The organism is Herbiconiux ginsengi (assembly GCF_900107435.1).
Taxonomy (GTDB): Bacteria; Actinomycetota; Actinomycetes; order Actinomycetales; family Microbacteriaceae; genus Herbiconiux; species Herbiconiux ginsengi.
In genome coordinates this window covers 220866-241751 of the sequence record NZ_FNPZ01000002.1, presented here as the reverse complement: position 1 = coordinate 241751, position 20886 = coordinate 220866, and the positions used below count along the sequence as shown (strand labels likewise).

Below are 20886 nucleotides of genomic sequence, written 5' to 3'. Positions count from 1 at the left end.
TTCTGCACCCTCGTGAGTGTCGAAACGCCAAAACACGCCGCAACGACACCCTCAATTCCGACCTTTTTTGGCGAATGAGTAATGAGAACAGTGGTGAAAGCCGCGGGCCGGGCCGGGACGACCCAGGCCGAGGCCGCGACCGCGCCGCAGTAGCGGCGGCGCGAGCACAAGACGATGCGCCAGCTGAAGGCCGGCGCATCGCGGAAAAGTGGAGGGAGGACCCTAGCTGCTCTCGGCGACCTTGCCCAGCACGCCGTTGATGAAGCTCGAGGAATCCTCCGTGGAGAGCGTCTTCGCGGCCTCCACGGCCTCCGAGATGGCGACCGATGCCGGCACTTCGTCGTTGTAGAGGATCTCCCAGATCGCGATGCGCAGCAGGGCGCGGTCGATCGTGGGCATGCGCGCGATGGTCCAGCCCTGCGAATAGGTCTGGATCGTCTCGTCGATCTCCGAGAAGTGGTCGACGACGCCGTCGACGATCTCGCGGGCATAGAGCCAGGAGTTCTGCCGATCCGGCTCGCTCGCCGCCCGGGTCGCCTCGGAGGCGAGCGATTCGGCGATCGGGATCTGCCGCACATCGGCGGCGTACAGGATGTCGAGGGCGCGCTTGCGGGCCTTCGTGCGTGCGCTCAACGCCCGCGCCTAGTTGACGCGGCCGAGGTAGTCGCCCGTGCGGGTGTCGACCTTGACCTTGGTGCCGATCTCGAGGAACAGCGGAACCTGGATCTGGTAGCCGGTCTCGACCGTCGCGGGCTTGGTGCCGCCGGTCGAGCGGTCGCCCTGCAGGCCCGGCTCGGTGTAGGTGATCTCGAGGGTCACGGATGCCGGGAGCTCGACGTAGAGCGGCTCGCCCTCGGAGAGCGCGATCGTGGCGGTCTGCTGCTCGAGCAGGAAGTTCGCCGCGTCGCCCACGATGGTGGCCGGCAGGGTGATCTGGTCGTAGTCGCTCGTGTCCATGAACACGAAGCTGTCGCCGTCTTTGTAGAGGTACTGGAAGTCACGGCGGTCGACATTGGCCGTGTCGATCTTGGCGCCGGCGTTGAAGGTGCGGTCGACGACCTTGCCGGTCATCACGTTCTTGATCTTGGTGCGCACGAACGCCCCGCCCTTGCCGGGCTTGACGTGCTGGAACTCGATGACGTTCCAGAGCTGACCGTCGATGCTCAGCACGGTGCCGTTCTTGATGTCGTTCGTTGAAGCCATGAAAGAGGTGATCCGTTTCGAAGTCTGGGGTGCGACCGGCGTTTCGGTCCTGAAAGAGTGTAGCTCAGGCGTCGAGGATGCCCTGAAGAGCCAGCCGGTAGGAGCTGAACCCGAACCCCGCGATGACCCCCGACGCCACGCCGGAGATCACGCTGGTGTGCCGGAAGGTCTCGCGCGCGTGCGGGTTCGAGATGTGCACCTCGATCAACGGGATGCCCGCCTTGGTCACCAGGGCCGCGGCATCCCGCAGCGCGTAGGAATAGTGCGTGAACGCGGCCGGGTTCAGGATGACCGGGGTCGCGGTGTCGACGGCTTCGTAGAGCCACGAGATCAGCTCGGCTTCGTCGTTGGTCTGCCGCAGGTCGATCTCGACCCGGCCGTCGGCCGTCGCGACGAGCAACTCACGCAGCGAGTCGAGATCCTGCGACCCGTAGACATCCGGTTCGCGGCTGCCGAGGCGCCCCAGGTTCGGGCCGTTCAGAACGAGGACGGATGCCATGGGGTGCTCCTTAGGACGCGATCTCTTGGTAGGCGGCGAACAGCAGCGCGGTCTCCGGGCCCTGCAGCACGCTGGGCCGGGCGATGTCGTCGAGCACGATGAAGCGCAGCATGCCGCCGCGCGACTTCTTGTCGCGCTGCATCGTGGCGAGCAGGGTCTGCCAGCGGCCGGCCGGATAGCTGATCGGGAGGGTGAGGGACGTGAGGATCTCGCGGTGCCGGTCGACCACGGCGTCGGGCAGCGAGCCCGTCAGCCGCGACAGCTCGGCGGCGTAGACCATGCCCACCGACACTGCCGCGCCGTGCCGCCACTGATAGCGCTCGGCGTGCTCGATCGCGTGCCCCAGCGTGTGCCCGTAGTTGAGGATCTCGCGGAGACCGGCCTCCTTGAAATCGCTGCTCACCACGCGGGCCTTCACCCCGATCGAGAGCTCGATCAGCCGCCGGAACTCGTCGCTGGAGGGATCGGTGGCTCGATCGACGTCGGCTTCGATGATGTCGAGGATCTCGGGCTCCGCGATGAACCCGGCCTTCACCACCTCGGCGAACCCGGCCAGGATCTCGTTGCGCGGCAGGCTGGTGAGCAGGTCGAGGTCGGCCACCACGATGCTCGGCGGGTAGAACGCTCCGACGAGGTTCTTGCCCTCGTTGGTGTTGATGCCCGTCTTGCCGCCCACGGAGGCGTCCACTGCCCCGAGCAGAGTCGTCGGAACCTGCACGAGCGTCACTCCGCGGAGCCAGGTGGCGGCCACGAAGCCGGCGAGGTCGGTGACGGCACCGCCGCCGAAGCCGATCACGGCGTCGGTGCGCGTGAAATCGGCCTGACCCATCACCTGCCAGCAGAAGGCGGCCACCTCGACGCGTTTGCCGGCTTCGGCATCCGGTACCTCGGCGAGCAGCACCTCGTAGCGGCCGAGCAGCTGTTCGCGGAGTTCCGCCGCGAGCACGGCGAGGGTCGGCGGATGCACCACGAGCACCTTCTTGACGCCGGGCCCCAGACCCTCGCCGATGCGGTCGAGCACCCCGCGCCCCACGACGATGTCGTAGGCGGTGTCTCCGGTCACCGGGATGGTGGTGGCGTCGGCGGTCATCGGGCGGTCTCCTCGGTGCTGCTGCTGGAATCGGTGCTGCTGCTGGAATCGGTGCTGCTGGTGAAGTCGGTGCTGCTGGTGGAACGGATGTCGACGGTCGCGCGAGCCCGGGCGTTCGGCCGGGTGCGCGCCCAGTCCGCGATCTCGGCCGCGATCTCCTCGGTGGGCCGGTCGCTGGTATCGACCGTGTGGTCGGCCAGGCGCTCGTAGAGGGCGCGCCGTTTTTCGTAGAGCGCGATCCAGGCGTCGATGTCGGGCACCAGGGGCCGTCTGCCGTTTCCGAGCCGTGCGATCACGGCGTGGGGCTCGACAGTGAGCAGCACCACCGCGTGATCGGCGAGATCGTGCTGCGTGTCCGGGTCGAGCACGGCTCCCCCACCGAACGACACCACCGCGTCGGAGCGGAGCGCCCGCACCACTTCGGCCCGCTCGATCGAGCGGAAATGGGGCTCGCCGTGCGTGGCGAAGATGTCGGGGATCGGCCCGTGCTTCTCGATGATGAGCTTGTCGGTGTCGACGAACGCCACGCCGAGCGTGCGCGCGAGGCGTTTGCCGATGCGCGACTTGCCGGAGGCGGGCGGGCCGATCAGAACGAGCGTCACGGGCGGGCGATGTCGGTTCGGAGGGCCGCGGGGATGGCGGCGAGGTACGAGTCGAGGTTGCGTCGGGTCTCCCCCACCGAGTCGCCGCCGAACTTCTCCAGCACCGCATTGGCGAGCACCAGAGCCGTCATCGCCTCGGCCACCACGCCGGCGGCAGGAACGGCGCAGACATCGGAACGCTGGTGGTGCGCCGCCGCATCCTCTCCGGTCGCCACGTCGATGGTGTGCAGGGCGTGCGGAACGGTCGCGATCGGTTTCATCCCGGCGCGCACGCGCAGCACGGTGCCGGTCGACATGCCGCCCTCGGTGCCTCCCGCGCGATCGGTCGACCGCGTGATCTCGTCGCCCTCGCGGTAGAGCTCGTCGTGCGCGGCCGAGCCGCGGCGACGGGTGGTCTCGAAGCCGTCGCCGACCTCGACCCCCTTGATGGCCTGGATGCCCATGAGGGCGGCGGCCAGCTGCGAGTCGAGCCGGCGGTCCCAGTGCACGTGGGAGCCGAGTCCGGGCGGCAGACCGTAGGCGAGCACCTCCACGACGCCGCCGAGGGTGTCGCCCTCCTTGTGCGCGTCATCGATCTCGGCCACCATGAGCGCGCTGGTCGCGGCATCCCAGCAGCGCACCGGATCGGCGTCGAGCGCGTCGACGTCGCCCGGCCGCGGCAGCGGAGAGCCGTCGGGCACCCGAACCGGGCCGATGGCCAGCGTGTGGCTCACCAATTCGATGCCGAGCTGCTCGAGAAAGGCCTTGGCGATGGCGCCGAGCGCCACGCGGGCCGCCGTCTCGCGGGCGCTCGCGCGCTCGAGGATGGGGCGCGCCTCGTCGAACGCGTACTTCTGCATGCCCACGAGGTCGGCGTGACCCGGGCGCGGGCGCGTGAGCGGGGCGCTGCGGCCCTTGCCGGGCAGCTCCTCGTCGAGCGGCTCGACGCCCATCACCTCGGTCCACTTCGGCCACTCGGTGTTGCCGATGCGCACCGCGACCGGGCTGCCGAGCGTGCGGCCGTGCACGACACCACCGGTCATCGCCAACTCGTCCTGCTCGAACTTCATCCGGGCTCCCCGGCCGTAGCCGAGCTTGCGGCGCGCGAGATCCGCGCGGAGTCGATCGAGGGTAACCGGGATGCCGGACGGGAGTCCTTCGACGATCGCGATGAGTTCTTGACCGTGGGACTCGCCGGCTGTGAGCCAACGAAGCATGATTACGATCTTCCCACAGACGGCACCCCGGTCCGCCCAGCCCGGAACTAGGGCAGCGGCTGCCCGGCGGCGTCGAGGCCCACCGCGTCGAGCATCGCCGCGGTGATGCGCTCTTCGTCGTCGAGCTTCACCACGGGGTCGCCGCGCAGGAAGACCCGGATCTGCGCCACCGCCTGGTGCACGAGCATCGACAGACCCGGCACCGCGAGCCGCCCCTCGGCCTCCCAGAGCCCGCCCAGCTCGCTCGGCCATGGATGGTAGGCCACGTCGAGCAGGGTCGAGGACGCCGGGATGCTCGTGCCGACGAAATTCACCGAGACGCCGACGCCGCCGGGCAGTGTGCTGATCGTGAGGTCGGGTTCGAGCCCGGCGACCGCAGGGTCGTGCAGCGCCGTCACGGTCGAGCTGACACCGGCCGATCGAGCGGCCTCCACGACATCGGCCGCCTTCGCCGGGCTCCGCAGCACGATGTCGACGTGCTCACTGCCCAGCTGGCCGGCCGCGACCACGGCTGACCGGGCGGTCGCTCCCCCACCGATCACCAGGGTGCGCAGCGTGCGCTCCACCCCGGCTCGCAGCAGGGCCTCGCGGATGCCGTGGACATCGGTGTTGAAACCATCGAGCCGGCGCTGACCGTCGTGCTGACTGATCAGCACGGTGTTGACTGCCCCGGTGGCCGATCCGATCGTGTCGATCGAATCGAGGGAACCGAGGATGGTCTCCTTCAACGGCATCGTGAGCGAGAGCCCGCGCCACTCCGGGGTGAGCGCGTCGACGAAGCCGGGGAGCGCGTCCGTCGTCACCTCGTAGGCGTCGTAGCTCCACGGCAGGCCGAGCGCGGCATAGGCCGTGCGGTGCAGCAGCGGCGACCGGGTGTGCGCGATCGGCGAGCCGAGCACGCCGAGTTTCAGCGGGCCGCGCAGCAGGTCGGGCCCGTCGTCGGGAACCGCGACGCTATTGGACATCGGGATGATCCGCCCACCATTGCTGCAGCTGTTCCACCGCGGCGGCGTGCTCGTCGGCGGTCTCCGAGAACACGGTCTCGCCGGTGTCGAGGTTGATCGTCACGAAGTAGAGCCATGGTCCGTCGGCCGGATGCAGCGCCGCATTGATCGCGTCGTCGCCCGGGTTCGAGATCGGCCCGATGGGCAGCCCGGGGTTCGCGTAGGTGTTGTAGAGGTTCGACGCGTCCTCGCGCTCGGCCGAGGTGGTCTCCACCCGGCTGTGACCGGCGCCGTAGGCGACCGTCGCGTCGGACTCCAGGTTCATGCCCTGGTCGAGGCGGTTGGTGAACACCCGCGACACTTTGAACATGTCGTCGACGCTGCCGGCCTCCTTCTGGATGAGGGCGGCCAGAGTCACCACACGGAAGCGGTCGTCGGGAGCCACGCCCGCGGCATCCAGCGACTGGAAGGTGCGCTGCACCATGGTGGTGATCATGTCGGCCGCGGTCTGGCCCGGTTCGAAGGTGTAGGTGGCCGGAAAGAGGAAGCCCTCGATGCTCGGCGCCTGCGCCGGCACGCCGAGTGCCACGTAGTTCGCGCCCGCGGCCTCGAAGTCGGCCAGCGGCAGGCCGGTCACGTCGGCGAGCTCCTGGTAGATGCCCTTCGCGCTCGAGCCCTCGGGGATGGTGACGGTGTAGTCGACCTTGTTGTCGGGGTTCTGCAGAGCGTCGAGCGCCGCCTGGGCGCTCATCTTCTCGGCCAGTTTGAAGGTGCCCGCCTGGAAGACCGGGGCCGGATCCTGCTTCAGCAGCAGGTCGTAGAAGGCCGCCGAGCTCTTCACCACGCCCTGGGCGGCGAGGTTGTCGCCGATGGTCTCGCCGATGTCACCGTCGTTCACCACGAACATCACCTCGCCCGAACCCGTGCCCTCGTAGTCGTCGACCTCTTGTCCGGCGAACAGCGTGGCGACCTGGGCGCCGAACTGGTTGGAGAGGAACACGCCGGCCGCGGTCAGCAGCCCCACGATCACCACGGCGACGATGAGCCGTCTCAGCCAGCGCCGGGGCTTGCGTTCGTGGCCCCGGTCGTCGTAGCCACCGTGTCCGCTTCCGACGCCTCCCGAACTCGAGGCCCGGTGGTGGGCGGGTTGCTCGGCCACGCGCCGCGCGTCGCGCCTCGTGGCGGGCTGCCCGGTGCGCGTGGCGGCGCGCCCGTCCTTCGTCTCCACGGGCGTCTCTGCACGGAAGAACTCGGCGAACGGATGGTTCTCTGGTGGCTGGCGGTCAGTCACTACCTTTTCCTTGACTCGGGTCGACGAGGATGCCGGGCGGCTTTCCCGAGGAACGCTCACTGTCCAGAGCGTGTTGCACGAGTATAACCGCGGCGACCTGATCGATCACGGGACGGGAACTGCGAGTATTCCGGCCGTTGGCGTGCAGGGCGGCCTGCGCAGACACGGTGGTGAGGCGTTCGTCGATCATCCGCACGGGCGGACCCCCGGCCGCGGCCAGCCGCCCGGCGAAGTCGCGGGCGTCTTGCGTGGAGGCGGTCTCGCTCCCGCTCATCGAGAGCGGCAGGCCTACCACGATCTCCATCGCGTCGAGCTCGTCGACGATGGCACGGATGCGCCGGATGTCGGCGTCACCGTCCCCATCCTTCGCGCGGGGCACGGTCTCCACCGGAGTCGCGAGCATCCCGTGCGGGTCGGTGCGCGCCACGCCGATGCGCGCCTTGCCGACGTCGACGCCGATCCGGACTCCTGGACGCATCCGCTATCCGGCCACCGACTGGGTGATCGCGGTGAGTGCGGCGCCGATCGCGGTGACGTCGGTCCCTCCGCCCTGGGCGAGGTCGTCCTTGCCGCCTCCGCCTCCGCCGAGCACACCCGCGGCGAGCTTCGCGAGGGCGCCGGCCTTCGCTCCGGCGGCACGCGCGCCCTCCGTCGTCGCGACGATCACCACGGGCTTGCCGGCGGCGACCGCGGCCAGAGCCACCACGGCCGCTGCGGTTCCGGATGCGGTGAGCGCGTCGCGCACGCCGGTGACGAGCTGGCGCACGTCGTCGGGCGAGCGCAACTCACCGAGGTCTTCGGCCACGAGCGTGAGGTCACCGGCCGGATGAGCGGTGGCGGCCAGCGCGGGGATGCGCGTCGACAGCTGACCTGCCTCGAACGCGGCGATCTTCTTCTCCGCCGCCTTGAGGTTCGCGGTGAGGTCGGCGATGCGCGTGGCGAGCTCGTCGCGCGGAGTCTTGAGCGACGAGGTGAGCTGGGAGACCAGGGCACGCTCGGTGGCGAACTCCCGGAAGGCCTCGATGCCCACGAGGGCTTCGACGCGGCGGTTGGTCGACCCGATCGACGACTCGCCCTGCAGGTTGATCATGCCGATCTGCGCGCTCGACGAGACGTGCGTGCCGGCGCAGAGCTCGCGCGACCAGGGCCCGCCGATGTCGACCATCCGCACGACCTCGCCGTACTTCTCGCCGAACAGGGCCATGGCGCCCATCGAGCGGGCCTCGTCGAGCGGCAGCTCCCGGGTCACCACCTCGAGGTCGTCGCGGATCGCGAGGTTCGCGATCTCCTCGATCTCGGTGCGCGTCTCGAACGAGAGCGGCTGGTTCCAGGAGAAGTCGAGCCGCATGTAGCCGGCCTTGTTGTACGAACCGGCTTGGTGCGCCTGCTCGCCGAGCGTCTGCCGGAGGGCGGCGTGGATGAGGTGCGTGGCCGAGTGCGCCTGGGTTGCGCCGCGACGCCACTGCGGGTCGACGACGCTGCGGGCGAGGTCACCCACGGCGACCTGACCGCTCGTGACTTCTGCGCGGTGGCTGATCAGACCCTTCACGGGCTTCTGCACATCGAGCACGGTGAGTTCGAAGCCATCGCCCACGATGGTGCCGGAGTCGGCCTCCTGGCCACCCGACTCGGCATACAAGCTGGTCTCGGCGAGGATGATCTCGACCTGCTCCCCCGCCACCGCGGAGTTCACCGACACTCCGTCCACGATGAGTCCCAGAACGGGCGCCTCGGCTTCGAGCTCGTCGTAGCCCCGGAACACCGTCTCGCCGAGCGCGCGGAACGGGCTGTAGACCGTGAGGTCGGTGATGCCGAGCTTCTTGGCCTTCGCATCCGCCTTGGCGCGCTGCTTCTGCTCGGCCATCAGCGATTCGAATGCGACGCGGTCGACGGCGAGCCCCGACTCCTCGGCGATCTCGAGGGTGAGGTCGATCGGGAAGCCGTAGGTGTCGTGCAGGAGGAACGCGGTGTCGCCGGGCAGCACGGACGCGCCGCCCGCCTTCGTGCTCGAGACGGCGGTGTCGAGGATGGTCGTGCCGCCCGTGAGCGTGCGAAGGAACGACTCCTCCTCCGCGTACGCGCCGCGCGAGATGCGGTCGAAGTCGGCCGAGACCTCGGGATACGTGGCCTTCATCGCGTCGCGCGAGGCGGTGAGCAGCTCGGGCATGGTGGCCGTGTCGACCCCGAGCAGGCGCATCGACCGCACAGTGCGGCGGAGCAGGCGGCGCAGGATGTAGCCGCGGCCCTCGTTCGACGGGGTCACGCCGTCCGACATCAGCATGAGGGCGCTGCGCACGTGGTCGGCGACCACGCGCATCCGCACGTCGTCGTCGTGCACGGCACCGTACCGACGGCCCGAGATCTCGGCGGCGCGGTCGAGCACCGGGCGCACCTGGTCGATCTCGTAGAGGTTCTCGACGCCCTGCTTCAAGAAGGCCACCCGCTCGAGCCCCATGCCCGTGTCGATGTTCTTGCGGGGCAGTTCGCCCAGGATCTCGAACTCGGTCTTCGAGGTGCCCTCGCCGCGGAGGTACTGCATGAAGACGAGGTTCCAGATCTCGATGTAGCGGTTCTCGTCGGCCACGGGGCCGCCCTCGACGCCGTAGGCGGGCCCACGATCGAAGTAGATCTCCGAGCAGGGGCCGGCGGGGCCGGGCTGGCCGGTCGACCAGTAGTTGTCTTCTTTTCCGCGGCGCTGGATGCGCGCATCCGGGAGCCCGGCCACCCGCTTCCAGATGTCGATGGCCTCGTCGTCGTCTTCATAGACGGTGACCCAGAGGTCGCGCTCGGGAAAACCGAGGCCGCCCTCGCTCTCGGATTTCGTGAGGAGCTCCCAGGCGTAGCCGATGGCACCCTCTTTGAAGTAGTCGCCGAACGAGAAGTTGCCGTTCATCTGGAAGAAGGTGCCGTGCCGCGTGGTCTTGCCCACCTCTTCGATGTCGAGGGTGCGGATGCACTTCTGCACGCTCGTGGCGCGCGGATAGGGCGCGGGCACCAGCCCGGAGAGGTAGGGGATGAACGGCACCATCCCGGCCACCGTGAACAGCAGCGACGGGTCGTCGCTGACCAGGGAGGCGGACGGAACGACCGTGTGCCCCCGATCTCCGAAGAATTCGAGCCAGCGGGAGCGGATGTCAGCGGTGAGCATGTATTCGGGATGTCCTCGGGTCGTGCCGCGACGGCCGGCTCGGATGCGGCCGGCCGCGGCGTCAGGGGTGTTACTTGCCGGAGATGGCGGCGCGCAGTTCAGCCTCGCGCTCGCGGTATCCGTCGATCAGCGAGTCGCTGAACTCTTTCGTCTTCTTGTCGAACTCATTGAAGAATTGCTTGCCGCGAGCGGTCTGGTTGAACTGGTGCGCGACCAGGAATCCGATGCCCACTCCGGCGATCAACCACAGAAACTTCTTCATCGTCGTTCTCCTCGTTCGTGTCGGACGGCCGCAAGAGCCTCCGGCCAGTTTAGTGCTTGGTCTTCGTAGGCTTCTTGGGCCGGCGCGCGGTGCCGTCGGCATCGTCGCCCTTGGCAGCGCGGAAGCTCAGCATCGCGGCCCGCACGGCGGCGCTGAAGCTCGCGAGCTTGATCAACGGGCCGCCGACCGAGGCGGCGAACAGCGACACCAGCGACGAGACGTTGCCGGTCACCTCTTCGACGTTGCGCGTGATCACGTCGACCCGGGCGAGCTGCTTGTTCGCCTCCTGGATGGTGACCGTCGACTCGGAGAGGATGGGGGTGATTCCGTCGCTGACGTCTTTGATCGAGTCGCGGGTCTGGTCGAACACTCCCCCGAGTTTCACCAGGGGGATGGCGATGATGGCAACCAGCACGGCGAACACGCCGGCGGCGATCAGTCCTGCGATGTCTCCACCGGTCATGGTCCAACCCCTCTTCGGATACGGCGCTCGTCAGAAACGCGAAAGCGGGCCACCTGGGGTGACCCGCCTTCTAGTATGTCGTGCTCTGAATCAGCGCGCTGCGTAGTACTCGACGACGAGCTGCACTTCACAGGTCACGGGGACCTCGGCGCGCTTCGGGCGGCGCACGAGGCGGGCCTGCAGCTTGTCGAGCTCGACCTCGAGGTAACCCGGAGTCTTGGGCAGCAGGTCGATGTGACCACCGGCGGCCGCGACCTGGAAGGGCTCGGTGCCCTCCGACTTGGCCTTGACGTGGATGAGCTGACCCGGCTTCACGCGGAACGACGGGCGGTCGACGAGCTGGCCGTCGACCAGGATGTGACGGTGCACGACCATCTGACGGGCCTGAGCCGTGGTGCGAGCGAAGCCGGCGCGGAGGATCAGGGCGTCGAGGCGCATCTCGAGGAGCTCGACCAGGTTCTCACCGGTCAGGCCCTTCGCCTTGCGGGCCTCTTCGAAGGCGATCTTCAGCTGCTTCTCGCGGATGCCGTACTGGGCGCGCAGACGCTGCTTCTCGCGCAGACGGACGGCGTAGTCGCTGTCCTGCTTGCGCTTGGTGCGGCCGTGCTCGCCCGGAGCGTAGGGGCGCTTCTCGAGGTACTTCGCTGCCTTCGGGGTGAGCGGGATGCCCAGGGCCCGGGAGAGGCGGGTCTTGCTGCGCGTACGCGACTTGGTAGCCACTTACGTCCTTTCGTTGGAATCTGAATTAGTCGTTGTGGTGTGCGCCGGAGCGCGCGTCGATGACTGCACCTGTCGCTACTGCGACAATGAATTCAGAGGGGTTGCGCCGGGCGGTTCGGCTAAAGAACGCGATCCCGTCATCAGTGTCGATCGGCAGCCGCTCCGAAATGACGCTGATTAGGCATCGACAAGACTAGCACAGCGGATGCCGCCGATCCGCCTATTTCTGCGGCCCCCGCGTGATGTCCCGGAGCTTCGCGAGCCGGGCCGAGATCTCGCGCTCGTGCCCGTGATCGGTGGGGTCGTAGTACGTCGTGCCGGCCAACTCGTCGGGCAGGTACTGCTGGCGCACCACGCCCAGCTCATCGTCGTGCGGGTACTTGTAGCCCTTGCCGTGCCCGAGCCGCTTGGCGCCCGCGTAGTGGGCGTCGCGCAGGTGCTTGGGCACCCGGCCGAAGTTGCCGGCCTTCACATCGGCGATGGCGGCGTTGATGCCCATGTAGGCGGCGTTCGACTTCGGGGCGGTGGCGAGGTACACCACGGCCTCGGCGAGCGGGATGCGTCCTTCCGGCATCCCGATCATCTGCACGGCCTCGGCGGCCGCCACCGCGATCGGGAGGGCCTGCGGGTCGGCGATGCCGATGTCCTCCGAGGCGAGGATGATGACGCGCCGGGCGATGAACCGCGGGTCTTCGCCCGCTTCGAACATGCGCGCGAGGTAATGTAGCGAAGCGTCGACGTCGGAGCCGCGCACCGACTTGATGAAGGCGCTGATCACGTCGTAGTGCTCGTCGCCATTGCGGTCGTAGCGCAGCAGCGCGCGGTCGACGGACTGCTCGAGCACGGCGCCCGTGATGAGCGGCACCTCGTCGTCTTCGCCCTCGTCGTCGTCGTCACTGTGCTGCTCGGAAACGGCGGCCAGAACCGTGCCGGCTGAGGCCTCGAGGGCCGTGAGCGCACGACGGGCGTCGCCCGACGACATCCGGATGATCGCGGCACGGGCTTCGTCGTCGAGCGCGACTTTGCCGGCCAGACCCCGCGGGTCGGTGACGGCGCGGTCGATCAGGACGCCGAGATCGTCGTCGGTCAGCTGTTCGAGGGTGAGCAGCAGCGAGCGCGAGAGAAGCGGGGAGATGACCGAGAACGAGGGGTTCTCCGTGGTGGCCGCCACCAGGATGACCCAGCCGTTCTCGACGCCCGGGAGCAGCGCATCCTGCTGCGCCTTCGTGAAGCGGTGGATCTCGTCGAGGAAGAGCACGGTGGAGAGGCCGTAGAGGTCGCGGTTGCGGAACGCGTCGTCCATCACCTGCCGAACGTCTTTCACGCCCGCCGTCACCGCGGAGAGCTCGACGAACTTGCGACCGGACGAATGCGCGATGGCCTGGGCCAGCGTGGTCTTGCCCGTGCCGGGAGGACCCCACAGGATGACGGAGACGGAACCGGTGGTTCCCCCGGTGTCGGAGGCCAGATTGACGAGCGGCGAACCGGGGCGCAGGAGGTGTTTTTGACCCGCCACCTCGTCGAGACTGCGGGGCCGCATGCGGACAGCGAGCGGGACTGCTCCGGAGTGGAGTCCCGGTTGCTGATAGGCCATACGTCTAGGGTACTGTGATGGGCCGACAGAGCCCGGCGATCGAAGACCGATGGAGGACCCGTGGCACCCAGCAATCAGGAGCGCGCCGCTCGAGAAGCCCGCACCCGCTTGCGCGATTACCAGGCCCGGCAGACGGCTCACACGGAGCGCACCAAACGACGCGTTCGCGACAACGTCATCGCCGCGGTCGTCGTGGTCGTGGTGATCGCCGGCGTCACCGCCGCCCAGCTGTTCTACTTCAACGGGGGCCCGGGCTCGTCCGTCGCCTCCCCCAGCGCCTCGGCGACGCCGCCGGCCGACGACACCGAAGCCTCGGGCCAGAACACCGGCGACGTGCCGTCGTCGACCCTCGCCGAGGGCCGCGACTGGACAGGCACGCTCACCATCAACGACGTGCCGCTCGGCATCACCCTCGACGGCGCCGCGGCCCCGCAGGCCGTCTCGGCCTTCATCTCCCAGGCCTCCGACGGGTTCTTCACCGGCACCTCCTGCCACCGCCTCACCACGAGCGGCATCTTCGTGCTCCAGTGCGGCGACCCCGAGGGCACCGGCACCGGCGGTCCGGGCTACAGCTACGGCCCGGTCGAGAACGCCCCGGCCGACGACGTCTACCCCGCGGGCACCCTCGCCATGGCCCGCCAGAGCGGCAACGGCTACAGCATGGGCAGCCAGTTCTTCATCGTCTACGACGACAGCACCATCCCCTCGGATGCGGCGGGCGGCTACACCGTGCTCGGCCAGGTGACGAGCGGGCTCGACGCCCTGAAGTCGAGCGTGGTCGCGGCCGGCACGGCCGACGGCTCGGGCGACGGCAAGCCCGCCGCTCCCGCCGTCATCACCAATGTCACAGTTCAATAACCCAGCGCGCCCGGTGCAATAGGCTTGTGGCCGTACTCCAGACATCGTCGACAGGATGGTTCCGTGACCGCTAGTGATCAACACCCGTGGGGGCGTGTGGACGACGATGGATCCGTCTACGTGCTCGAAGCCGACGGTGAGCGACTGGTCGGCCAGTATCCCGATGGTTCGAAAGAGGAGGCCATCGCCTACTTCGAGCGCAAATACTCCGATCTCGCCGGCCAGGTGACCCTGCTCGAGCAGCGCGCCAAGCGCGGTGCTCCCGCCAACGACATCGCCAAGGCGGTCAAGGCCCTGACCGCATCCGTGCAGACCGCGAACGCCGTCGGCGACCTCGCATCGCTGCACACGCGCCTCGAGGCCCTCGCCTCGACCGTGAGCGAGATCACCGAGAAGCAGTCGGCCGAGGCCCAGGCCGAGGTGGCTCAGGCCGTTCTCGACCGCACCGAGATCGTCGTGGAGATCGAGGCGCTCGCCGCTCAAGACCCGGCGAAGGCGCAGTGGAAGGCGGTCACCACCAAGATCGACGAGCTGTTCGCCCGGTGGCAGAAGCACCAGCACGAGGGCCCGCGCCTTCCGCGCAACGAAGCCCAGGAGTTGTGGAAGCGGTTCCGCGAGGCTCGCACCTCGCTGGAGACGCAGCGCAAGTCGTTCTTCGCCGAGCTCGACCAGGTGCACCGGGATGCCCGCAACCGCAAGCAGGAACTCGTCGACCAGGCCGAGGCCCTCGCTCCGCGCGGCGTCGACGGCATCACGGCCTACCGCGACCTGCTCGCCGAATGGAAGGCCACCGGTCGCGCCGGCAAGAAGTACGACGACGCGCTGTGGGACAAGTTCAAGGCGGCCGGCGACGTGCTCTACTCGGCGCGCAGCGAGGTGGTCGCCCGCGACGAGCAGGAGTTCGGCGAGAACCTCACCCAGAAGCTCGCTCTGCTCGACGAGGCAGAGCCACTGCTGAAGGAGACCGACCGCACGCGTGCCCGCGAAGCGCTCATCTCGATCCAGCAGCGCTGGGACGCCATCGGCAAGGTGCCGCGCGATCAGGTCAAGACCGTCGAAGAGCGTCTGCGCAAGGTAGAAGCGGCCGTGCGCAAGCTCGACGAGGACTACTGGAGCCGGAACAACCCCGAGAAGAAGGCCCGCTCGGAGGGCCTCGCCTCGCAGCTCACCGGCGCGATCGAGAAGCTGCAGCGCGAGATCGACGACGCCGCGGCCGCGGGCGACACCAAGAAGGTCGCCGAGTTGCAGGAAGCTCTCGACGCCCGCAAGGTGTGGTTGGACGCCCTGGGTTGAGGTGGCTCGGTCGCTCCTCCACTTCTGGAGCGACCGTCGGATTTGTCCACAGATCGTCCGTGAGCCCCTCGCCGTGAGGATGTGACGGGCATCATCGGTGCATGGCTCCCTCGCTCCCGCTCGTTCTCGACCACACCCAGCTTCCCCTCGCCGAGCTGACCGCCGCGCGGCTCGACGGCGACCTGCGCGATCTCGGCGGCGCGTACTGCTCGGTCGACGTACATCCGTCCGCCGCGCTGCGGGGGTCGGCGCTCGCTCCGCTGGTGCCCGATGGGCTCGTGGTCGAGCGGATGTCGGCAGCCTGGGTACTCGGGGCGACGCCGCGTTTCCCGCGACCCGTGCAGCTGTGCATCCGCTCGTCGCACCGCATCCGCGACGTGCCGTCGATCGACCGGCAGGTGCGGCAGGTCGTGCTCGGAGACCACGAGATCGTGGCCGCCGGACCGGTGTGGGTCACCGATCCGTTCCGCACCGCGGTCGACCTGGTGCGCTGCGACCCCGTATTCGACCGGAGCGTGCTGCTCTGTGTGGTGACTCTCCTGCTCTCGGCGGGAGCATCGACCGCGCGGTGCCGCACGGAGCTGCGTCGGGTGCCGCACCTGCCGCACAAGCAGCGGGCGCTGCGCCGACTCGATGAGGTTGACGAGGTGCTGCGCACTCCCCCGCGCTGAGCTCAGCCGCCTTCAGCCGGCACGAGGAGTGCGGTCAGCCGCCGGAGACGCGATAGACGTCGTAGACGGCGTCGATACGGCGCACCGCGTTGAGCACGCGATCGAGGTGCGTCGTGTCGCCCATCTCGAAGACGAAGCGGCTGATCGCCAGGCGGTCGCTCGAGGTGTTCACCGAGGCCGAGAGGATGTTGACGTGGTGCTCGGAGAGCACGCGCGTGACATCCGACAGCAGCCCCGAGCGGTCGAGGGCTTCGACCTGGATCTGCACCAGGAAGACGCTCTTCGACGACGGCGCCCACTCGACCTCGATCATCCGCTCCGGCTCGTTGAGCAGGGCGGCGACGTTGTGGCAGTCGGCCTGGTGCACCGAGACGCCCGAGCCGCGGGTCACGAAGCCCACGATGTCGTCGCCCGGCACCGGCGTGCAGCACTTCGCGAGTTTCACCAGGATGTCGGGCGCACCGCGCACGAGCACTCCCGAATCGCTGTGCGTGACCCGTGGCCGGTTGCCCACGAAGACGTCGAGGTCCGAATCCTCGCTCTCGACCTCGGTCTGCAGTGAGGCGATGACCTTCTCGATCACCGACTGGGTGGAGATGTGCCCCTCGCCGATGGCCGCGTACAGCCCCGAGACGTTGTCGTAGTGCAACTGCGACGCGACGTCGGCGATGGAGTCCTGACTCATCAGCTTCTGCAACGGCAGATTCTGCTTGCGCATGGCACGGGCGATCGCGTCGCGGCCCTGCTCGATGGCCTCGTCTCGGCGCTCCTTGGTGAACCATTGGCGGATCTTGTTGCGCGCGCGGGGGCTCTGCACGAAGCTGAGCCAGTCCTGCGACGGACCGGAGTCGGGGTTCTTCGAGGTGAAGACCTCCACCACGTCGCCGGAACCGAGCGTCGAGTCGAGCGGCACCAGCCGCCCGTTCACCTTCGCGCCCATCGTGCGGTGCCCGACCTCGGTGTGCACCGCGTAGGCGAAGTCGACCGGGGTGGCGCCGGCCGGAAGCCCGACCACCTTGCCCTTGGGGGTGAACACGTAGACCTCTTTGGCGCCGATCTCGAAGCGCAGCGAGTCGAGGAACTCGCCCGGGTCGACGGTCTCGGCCTGCCAGTCGGAGATACGGGCCAGCCACGCCATGTCGGTGTCCGACGACGAGGCGTTCGAGGTCGCGGCCTTGCCCCCGTTCATCCGCTCCTTGTACTTCCAATGCGCCGCCACGCCGTACTCGGCGCGCTGGTGCATCTCGTGCGTGCGGATCTGGATCTCCACCGGTCGCCCGCCGGGACCGATCACCGTGGTGTGCAGCGACTGGTAGAGGTTGAACTTGGGCGTGGCGATGTAGTCCTTGAACCGCCCCGGGATCGGGTTCCAGCGCGCGTGGATCGAACCGAGCACGGCGTAGCAGTCGCGTACGGTGTTCACGAGCACGCGGATGCCCACGAGGTCGTAGATCTCGTCGAACTCGCGGCCGCGCACGATCATCTTCTGGTAGATCGAGTAGTACTGCTTCGGCCGCCCCGCCACCTTGCCGCGGATCTTGCCGGCCTTGAGGTCCTCGCCCACTGCGTCGATGACCTGCTGCACGTATTCCTCGCGCTGCGGTGTGCGCTGGCGCACCAGGTTCTCGATCTCGACGTAGAGCTTCGGGTAGAGCACCGCGAAGGAGAGGTCTTCGAGCTCCCATTTGATCGACTGGATGCCCAGTCGGTGCGCGAGCGGCGTGTAGATCTCGAGGGTTTCCTTGGCCTTGCGCTGCGCCGACTCCGTGGGCACGAAGCCCCAGGTGCGGGCGTTGTGCAGGCGGTCGCAGAGCTTGATGATGAGCACGCGGATGTCGCGCGACATCGCCACGATCATCTTGCGAACGGTCTCGGCCTGCGCGCTGTCGCCGTATTTCACCTTGTCGAGCTTGGTGACGCCGTCGACCAGCATCGCCACTTCGTCTCCGAAGTCGTGGCGCACCATGTCGAGCGAGTAGTCGGTGTCCTCCACCGTGTCGTGCAGCAGCGCGGCGGCCACGGCCTTCGAGCCGAGACCGAGTTCCGCCAGGATCTGCGCGACGGCCACCGGATGCGTGATGTACGGCTCGCCGCTGCGGCGCTTCTGCCCGTCGTGGGCCTTCTCGGCGGCGGTGTACGCGCGCTCGACGATCGTCAGATCGGCCTTCGGGTGGTTGGCGCGCACCGTGCGGATCAGCGTGTCGACGGCGCCCGCCGGCTGGGCACGCGAGAACAGACGCGGCACCAATCGGCGCAGCGTAGCGGTCGACGTCGCGCTGGTCTCCGTCATGTCAGGCCTCCACCACGATTATCCCCCGCCATCGCGGGCGATGACGACCGTTCGCTTCAGGCGTTGACCTCGGACTTCTCCCGAACGGCCAGAACCCGCGCATCGTGCTTCGTGAACCGCGCTTCGTGCCGGCGAAGATCGACGTAGAGCGGTGCGGCGATGAAGATCGTCGAATACGTTCCCACGACGATACCCACGAGCAGCGCGAGCGAGATGTCGCGCAGGGTGTCGGCACCGAGGATGAAGGCACCGATGAAGAGGATCGACGCCACCGGCAATGCGGCGACCACGGCCGTGTTGATCGATCGCACCAGAGTCTGGTTCACCGCGAGGTTCACCGACTCGGAGAAGGTGTACCGCGATCCGTCGGTGAGCTTCGCCGTATTCTCCCGGATCTTGTCGAACACCACGACGGTGTCGTACAGCGAGTAGCCGAGGATCGTCAGGAAGCCGATGACCGCGGCGGGGGTGATCTCGAAACCGGTGGCCGCGTAGACGCCCGCCGTGATGATGAGGTCGTGCAGCAGGGCGATCATGGCGGCGGCCGACATCTTCCACGTTCGGAAGTAGAGGGCCATCACGATCGCCGCGAGCACGAGGAACACCACCAGGCCCTTGACGGCCTGAGACGTGACATCCGCACCCCAGGAGGCGCCGATGAACGACGCCGCGATCTCGTCGACCGGAACTCCGTAGGCGTCGGCCAGGGCCTGGCGCACCTCGTCGCTCTGCTCGTCGGTCAGCTGGTCGGTCTGAACGCGGATGCCGTCCTGCCCCAGGGCGGAGACGCGCGGGACCGCGTTCGGCTCGACGCTGTCGACAGCGGCCTGCGCCTTGGGCTGGTCGACCTCGGTGACACCGCTGATCACGAACTGCGAACCACCGCGGAACTCGATACCGAAGTTGAAGCCGCCGCGGATGACCGGGATGAGGATCGACGCGATCATCAGTACGATCGCGATCGCGTACCAGATCTTGCGCTGCTTGATGAAGTCGAACGACCGCTCGCCGGTGTAGAGGTCGTTGCCGAACTTGGCGAAACTGGGCATCAGTCGTCCTTCCGATCGTCGGACGTATCGCCGGGTCGTTCCATCGTCAATTGCGCCGCTTTCCGCTCGGCGATCGTCTGCCGGCGCACCGCTTCACGGTTGCTGCCGGTGCGCTTGGGAGCGGAGACGTCGACGGGCTTGCGGAACTCTGCCCGCCCGCGGTAGATCGCGCCGAGCGCCGTCGGATCGAGACCGGTGATCGGCCGCCCGCTCTGGAAGAAGCGGGTCGCGGCCAGCAGCCGGAGGATCGGATGCGTGAACATGATCACGACGATCACGTCGATGATGGTGGTGACACCCAGGGTGAGGGCGAAGCCCTTCACGTTTCCGACGGCCAGTACGTAGAGCACGATCGCCGACAGCAGGTTCACGGCCTTGGCCGCGTAGATCGTGCGCTTCGCGCGCTTCCAGCCCGCCTCGACGGCGCCCCCGAGGGTGCGGCCGTCTCGCAGTTCGTCACGTATTCGTTCGAAGTAGACGATGAACGAGTCGGCCGTGAATCCGATCGCGACGATCAGACCCGCCACACCTGCCAATGACAGACGGAAGTCGATGCGCCACGACATCAGCGCGATGACCAGATAGGTCATGGCACCGGCGATGATGAGCGACGCCACGGTCACGAGGCCGAGCGCGCGGTACTGGATGAGCGAGTAGACGACAACGAGCAGGAGGCCGATGATTCCGGCGATCAGCCCGCTCATCAGCTGGGTCGACCCGAGCGTTGCCGAGATGGTGTCGGAGCTCTGCACCGTGAAGCCGATCGGCAGAGCACCGAACTTCAGCTGGTCGGCCAGGGTCTTCGCCGACTCCTGGGTGAACGAGCCGGAGATCTGCGCACGGCCGTCGGTGAACGCGCCACCGGTGGTCGGCGCGGTGATGACCTTGCCGTCGAGCACGATGGCGAACTGGTTCTGCACGCCGGTGAGGCCGAAGAGCCGGGTCGTGACGTCGGCGAACTCCTTGGTGCCCTTGTCGTTGAAGCTGAGGTCCACGACCCACTGGCCTGTCGACGATCCGTTCTGCGTGGTGGCGACACCGCTGGACGCGTCGGCGATGTCGGCGCCCTCGATCTCGACCGGGCCGAGCGCGTACTTCACCCCGTTGGAGTCGCAGGTCACCAGAGGCTGATCGGCCGGTGCCGGCTCGGGCGACGTGCCGGCGGTGCTGCAGTCGAAGTTGTCGAACTCGCTCTGCAACGCCGGTGTCACCCAGGCGAGGTCGCTGGCGTTGGTGGGACTGGCAGTGGGAGTGGTGGAGAGATTGGGATCGGGCGTCGGCGTCGCGCCGGGGCTCGAGGTGGCGGTGGTGGAGGCGACGTCGGCGAGGAGCACCGGCCGGAACTCGAGCTTTGCCGAGGACTGGATCCGGTTCAGCGTTTCCTTGTCGGGCGTGCCCGGGATGGCGACCACGATGTTGTTCGCGCCCTGGGTGCTGATCTCGGCCTCGGAGACACCGCTCGCGTCGACCCGCTGACGGATGATGGCGACCGCCTGGTCGAGCTGTTCCGTCGTGACCTCGGCTCCGCTTTCGAGCTTTGGCGCCAGGATTACCTGGGTTCCGCCCTCGAGGTCGAGACCGAGTTTCGGAGTCCAGGATGCGCCTCCCCAGAGGACACCCCCCGCGAGCGTCGCTGTGAGCACGCCGAAGATGACGAGGAGCCAGATGAGGGTGCGAGCCGCCATCTTGACCGGGGTAGTTTGTGCCACCAGT

Annotated in this window: 20 protein-coding genes; 3 read left to right on the top strand and 17 right to left on the bottom strand. The window is 68.1% G+C overall.

What is annotated here, in order from left to right; translation table 11 throughout:
* Positions 1–222 precede the first annotated feature (222 nt).
* From nusB to BLW00_RS09375, 14 genes are all read right to left on the bottom strand, one after another.
* Positions 223–633, bottom strand: a complete 411-nt coding sequence (gene nusB, locus BLW00_RS09440) for a transcription antitermination factor NusB (RefSeq protein ID WP_092552819.1) — start codon at positions 631–633, stop codon at positions 223–225.
* A 9-nt stretch (positions 634–642) separates the two neighbouring features.
* Positions 643–1203 (bottom strand): elongation factor P, encoded by a 561-nt coding sequence (gene efp, locus BLW00_RS09435; protein WP_092552816.1) that lies wholly within the window; start codon positions 1201–1203, stop codon positions 643–645.
* 64 nt (positions 1204–1267) lie between these two features.
* Positions 1268–1702, bottom strand: a complete 435-nt coding sequence (gene aroQ / locus BLW00_RS09430) for a type II 3-dehydroquinate dehydratase (protein WP_092552813.1) — start codon at positions 1700–1702, stop codon at positions 1268–1270.
* Between the two features lie 10 nt (positions 1703–1712).
* Positions 1713–2792, bottom strand: coding sequence for a 3-dehydroquinate synthase (gene aroB / locus BLW00_RS09425; RefSeq protein ID WP_092552810.1), 1080 nt, complete (start codon positions 2790–2792; stop codon positions 1713–1715).
* Entirely contained in the window at positions 2789–3394 is a 606-nt protein-coding gene (locus BLW00_RS09420) for a shikimate kinase (protein WP_092552807.1), read from the bottom strand. The genes aroB and BLW00_RS09420 overlap by 4 nt, the downstream gene beginning before the upstream one ends.
* Entirely contained in the window at positions 3391–4590 is a 1200-nt protein-coding gene (gene aroC, locus BLW00_RS09415; RefSeq protein WP_092552804.1) for a chorismate synthase, read from the bottom strand. The genes BLW00_RS09420 and aroC overlap by 4 nt, the downstream gene beginning before the upstream one ends.
* A 47-nt stretch (positions 4591–4637) precedes the next feature.
* Positions 4638–5555, bottom strand: coding sequence for a shikimate dehydrogenase family protein (locus BLW00_RS09410; RefSeq protein ID WP_092552801.1), 918 nt, complete (start codon positions 5553–5555; stop codon positions 4638–4640).
* On the bottom strand, positions 5545–6825 hold the full coding sequence (gene mltG / locus BLW00_RS09405) for an endolytic transglycosylase MltG (protein WP_245741490.1): 1281 nt from the start codon (positions 6823–6825) through the stop codon (positions 5545–5547). Before mltG ends, BLW00_RS09410 begins: the two co-directional genes overlap by 11 nt.
* Positions 6818–7303 (bottom strand): Holliday junction resolvase RuvX, encoded by a 486-nt coding sequence (gene ruvX, locus BLW00_RS09400; RefSeq protein ID WP_092552798.1) that lies wholly within the window; start codon positions 7301–7303, stop codon positions 6818–6820. Before ruvX ends, mltG begins: the two co-directional genes overlap by 8 nt.
* Before the next feature lie 3 nt (positions 7304–7306).
* Entirely contained in the window at positions 7307–9973 is a 2667-nt protein-coding gene (gene alaS, locus BLW00_RS09395) for an alanine--tRNA ligase (RefSeq protein WP_092552796.1), read from the bottom strand.
* Positions 9974–10043: 70 nt separating this feature from the next.
* Positions 10044–10235, bottom strand: coding sequence for a hypothetical protein (locus BLW00_RS09390; RefSeq protein WP_092552793.1), 192 nt, complete (start codon positions 10233–10235; stop codon positions 10044–10046).
* A gap of 49 nt (positions 10236–10284) precedes the next feature.
* Complete coding sequence (locus BLW00_RS09385) at positions 10285–10698, bottom strand: DUF948 domain-containing protein (RefSeq protein WP_092552790.1); 414 nt, start codon at positions 10696–10698, stop codon at positions 10285–10287.
* A 90-nt stretch (positions 10699–10788) separates the two neighbouring features.
* Complete coding sequence (rpsD, locus tag BLW00_RS09380; RefSeq protein WP_092552787.1) at positions 10789–11418, bottom strand: 30S ribosomal protein S4; 630 nt, start codon at positions 11416–11418, stop codon at positions 10789–10791.
* 220 nt (positions 11419–11638) lie between these two features.
* Positions 11639–13012, bottom strand: coding sequence for a replication-associated recombination protein A (locus BLW00_RS09375; protein WP_092552784.1), 1374 nt, complete (start codon positions 13010–13012; stop codon positions 11639–11641).
* 60 nt (positions 13013–13072) lie between these two features.
* Between BLW00_RS09375 and BLW00_RS09370 the strand changes: the two genes are divergently transcribed.
* From BLW00_RS09370 to BLW00_RS09360, 3 genes are all read left to right on the top strand, one after another.
* Positions 13073–13870: a peptidylprolyl isomerase gene (locus BLW00_RS09370; protein WP_092552781.1), complete on the top strand. Its 798-nt coding sequence runs from the start codon at positions 13073–13075 to the stop codon at positions 13868–13870.
* A gap of 63 nt (positions 13871–13933) precedes the next feature.
* On the top strand, positions 13934–15163 hold the full coding sequence (locus BLW00_RS09365; RefSeq protein ID WP_092552777.1) for a DUF349 domain-containing protein: 1230 nt from the start codon (positions 13934–13936) through the stop codon (positions 15161–15163).
* A 101-nt stretch (positions 15164–15264) separates the two neighbouring features.
* Positions 15265–15834 (top strand): hypothetical protein, encoded by a 570-nt coding sequence (locus BLW00_RS09360; RefSeq protein ID WP_092552774.1) that lies wholly within the window; start codon positions 15265–15267, stop codon positions 15832–15834.
* Positions 15835–15868: 34 nt separating this feature from the next.
* On the opposite strand, the gene BLW00_RS09355 is transcribed toward BLW00_RS09360, so the two are convergent.
* From BLW00_RS09355 to secD, 3 genes are read right to left on the bottom strand one after another with little or no spacing between them, the layout of a single operon-like run.
* On the bottom strand, positions 15869–18124 hold the full coding sequence (locus BLW00_RS09355; RefSeq protein WP_092552771.1) for a RelA/SpoT family protein: 2256 nt from the start codon (positions 18122–18124) through the stop codon (positions 15869–15871).
* 56 nt (positions 18125–18180) lie between these two features.
* Positions 18181–19173, bottom strand: a complete 993-nt coding sequence (gene secF, locus BLW00_RS09350; RefSeq protein ID WP_092552768.1) for a protein translocase subunit SecF — start codon at positions 19171–19173, stop codon at positions 18181–18183.
* Positions 19173–20858 (bottom strand): protein translocase subunit SecD, encoded by a 1686-nt coding sequence (secD, locus tag BLW00_RS09345; RefSeq protein WP_175494210.1) that lies wholly within the window; start codon positions 20856–20858, stop codon positions 19173–19175. The genes secF and secD overlap by 1 nt, the downstream gene beginning before the upstream one ends.
* Positions 20859–20886 lie beyond the last annotated feature (28 nt).

Bases quoted from the DNA above. Each gene is read 5' to 3' on its own strand.
- efp (WP_092552816.1), bottom strand. From the start codon at position 1,203: ATGGCTTCAACGAACGACATCAAGAACGGCACCGTGCTGAGCATCGAC.
- BLW00_RS09360 (WP_092552774.1), top strand. From the start codon at position 15,265: ATGGCTCCCTCGCTCCCGCTCGTTCTCGACCACACCCAGCTTCCCCTC.
- BLW00_RS09385 (WP_092552790.1), bottom strand. From the start codon at position 10,698: ATGACCGGTGGAGACATCGCAGGACTGATCGCCGCCGGCGTGTTCGCC.
- BLW00_RS09410 (WP_092552801.1), bottom strand. From the start codon at position 5,555: ATGTCCAATAGCGTCGCGGTTCCCGACGACGGGCCCGACCTGCTGCGC.
- BLW00_RS09355 (WP_092552771.1), bottom strand. From the start codon at position 18,124: ATGACGGAGACCAGCGCGACGTCGACCGCTACGCTGCGCCGATTGGTG.
- aroC (WP_092552804.1), bottom strand. From the start codon at position 4,590: ATGCTTCGTTGGCTCACAGCCGGCGAGTCCCACGGTCAAGAACTCATC.
- ruvX (WP_092552798.1), bottom strand. From the start codon at position 7,303: ATGCGTCCAGGAGTCCGGATCGGCGTCGACGTCGGCAAGGCGCGCATC.
- aroB (WP_092552810.1), bottom strand. From the start codon at position 2,792: ATGACCGCCGACGCCACCACCATCCCGGTGACCGGAGACACCGCCTAC.
- BLW00_RS09375 (WP_092552784.1), bottom strand. From the start codon at position 13,012: ATGGCCTATCAGCAACCGGGACTCCACTCCGGAGCAGTCCCGCTCGCT.
- secD (WP_175494210.1), bottom strand. From the start codon at position 20,858: ATGGCGGCTCGCACCCTCATCTGGCTCCTCGTCATCTTCGGCGTGCTC.
- BLW00_RS09390 (WP_092552793.1), bottom strand. From the start codon at position 10,235: ATGAAGAAGTTTCTGTGGTTGATCGCCGGAGTGGGCATCGGATTCCTG.
- secF (WP_092552768.1), bottom strand. From the start codon at position 19,173: ATGCCCAGTTTCGCCAAGTTCGGCAACGACCTCTACACCGGCGAGCGG.
- alaS (WP_092552796.1), bottom strand. From the start codon at position 9,973: ATGCTCACCGCTGACATCCGCTCCCGCTGGCTCGAATTCTTCGGAGAT.
- aroQ (WP_092552813.1), bottom strand. From the start codon at position 1,702: ATGGCATCCGTCCTCGTTCTGAACGGCCCGAACCTGGGGCGCCTCGGC.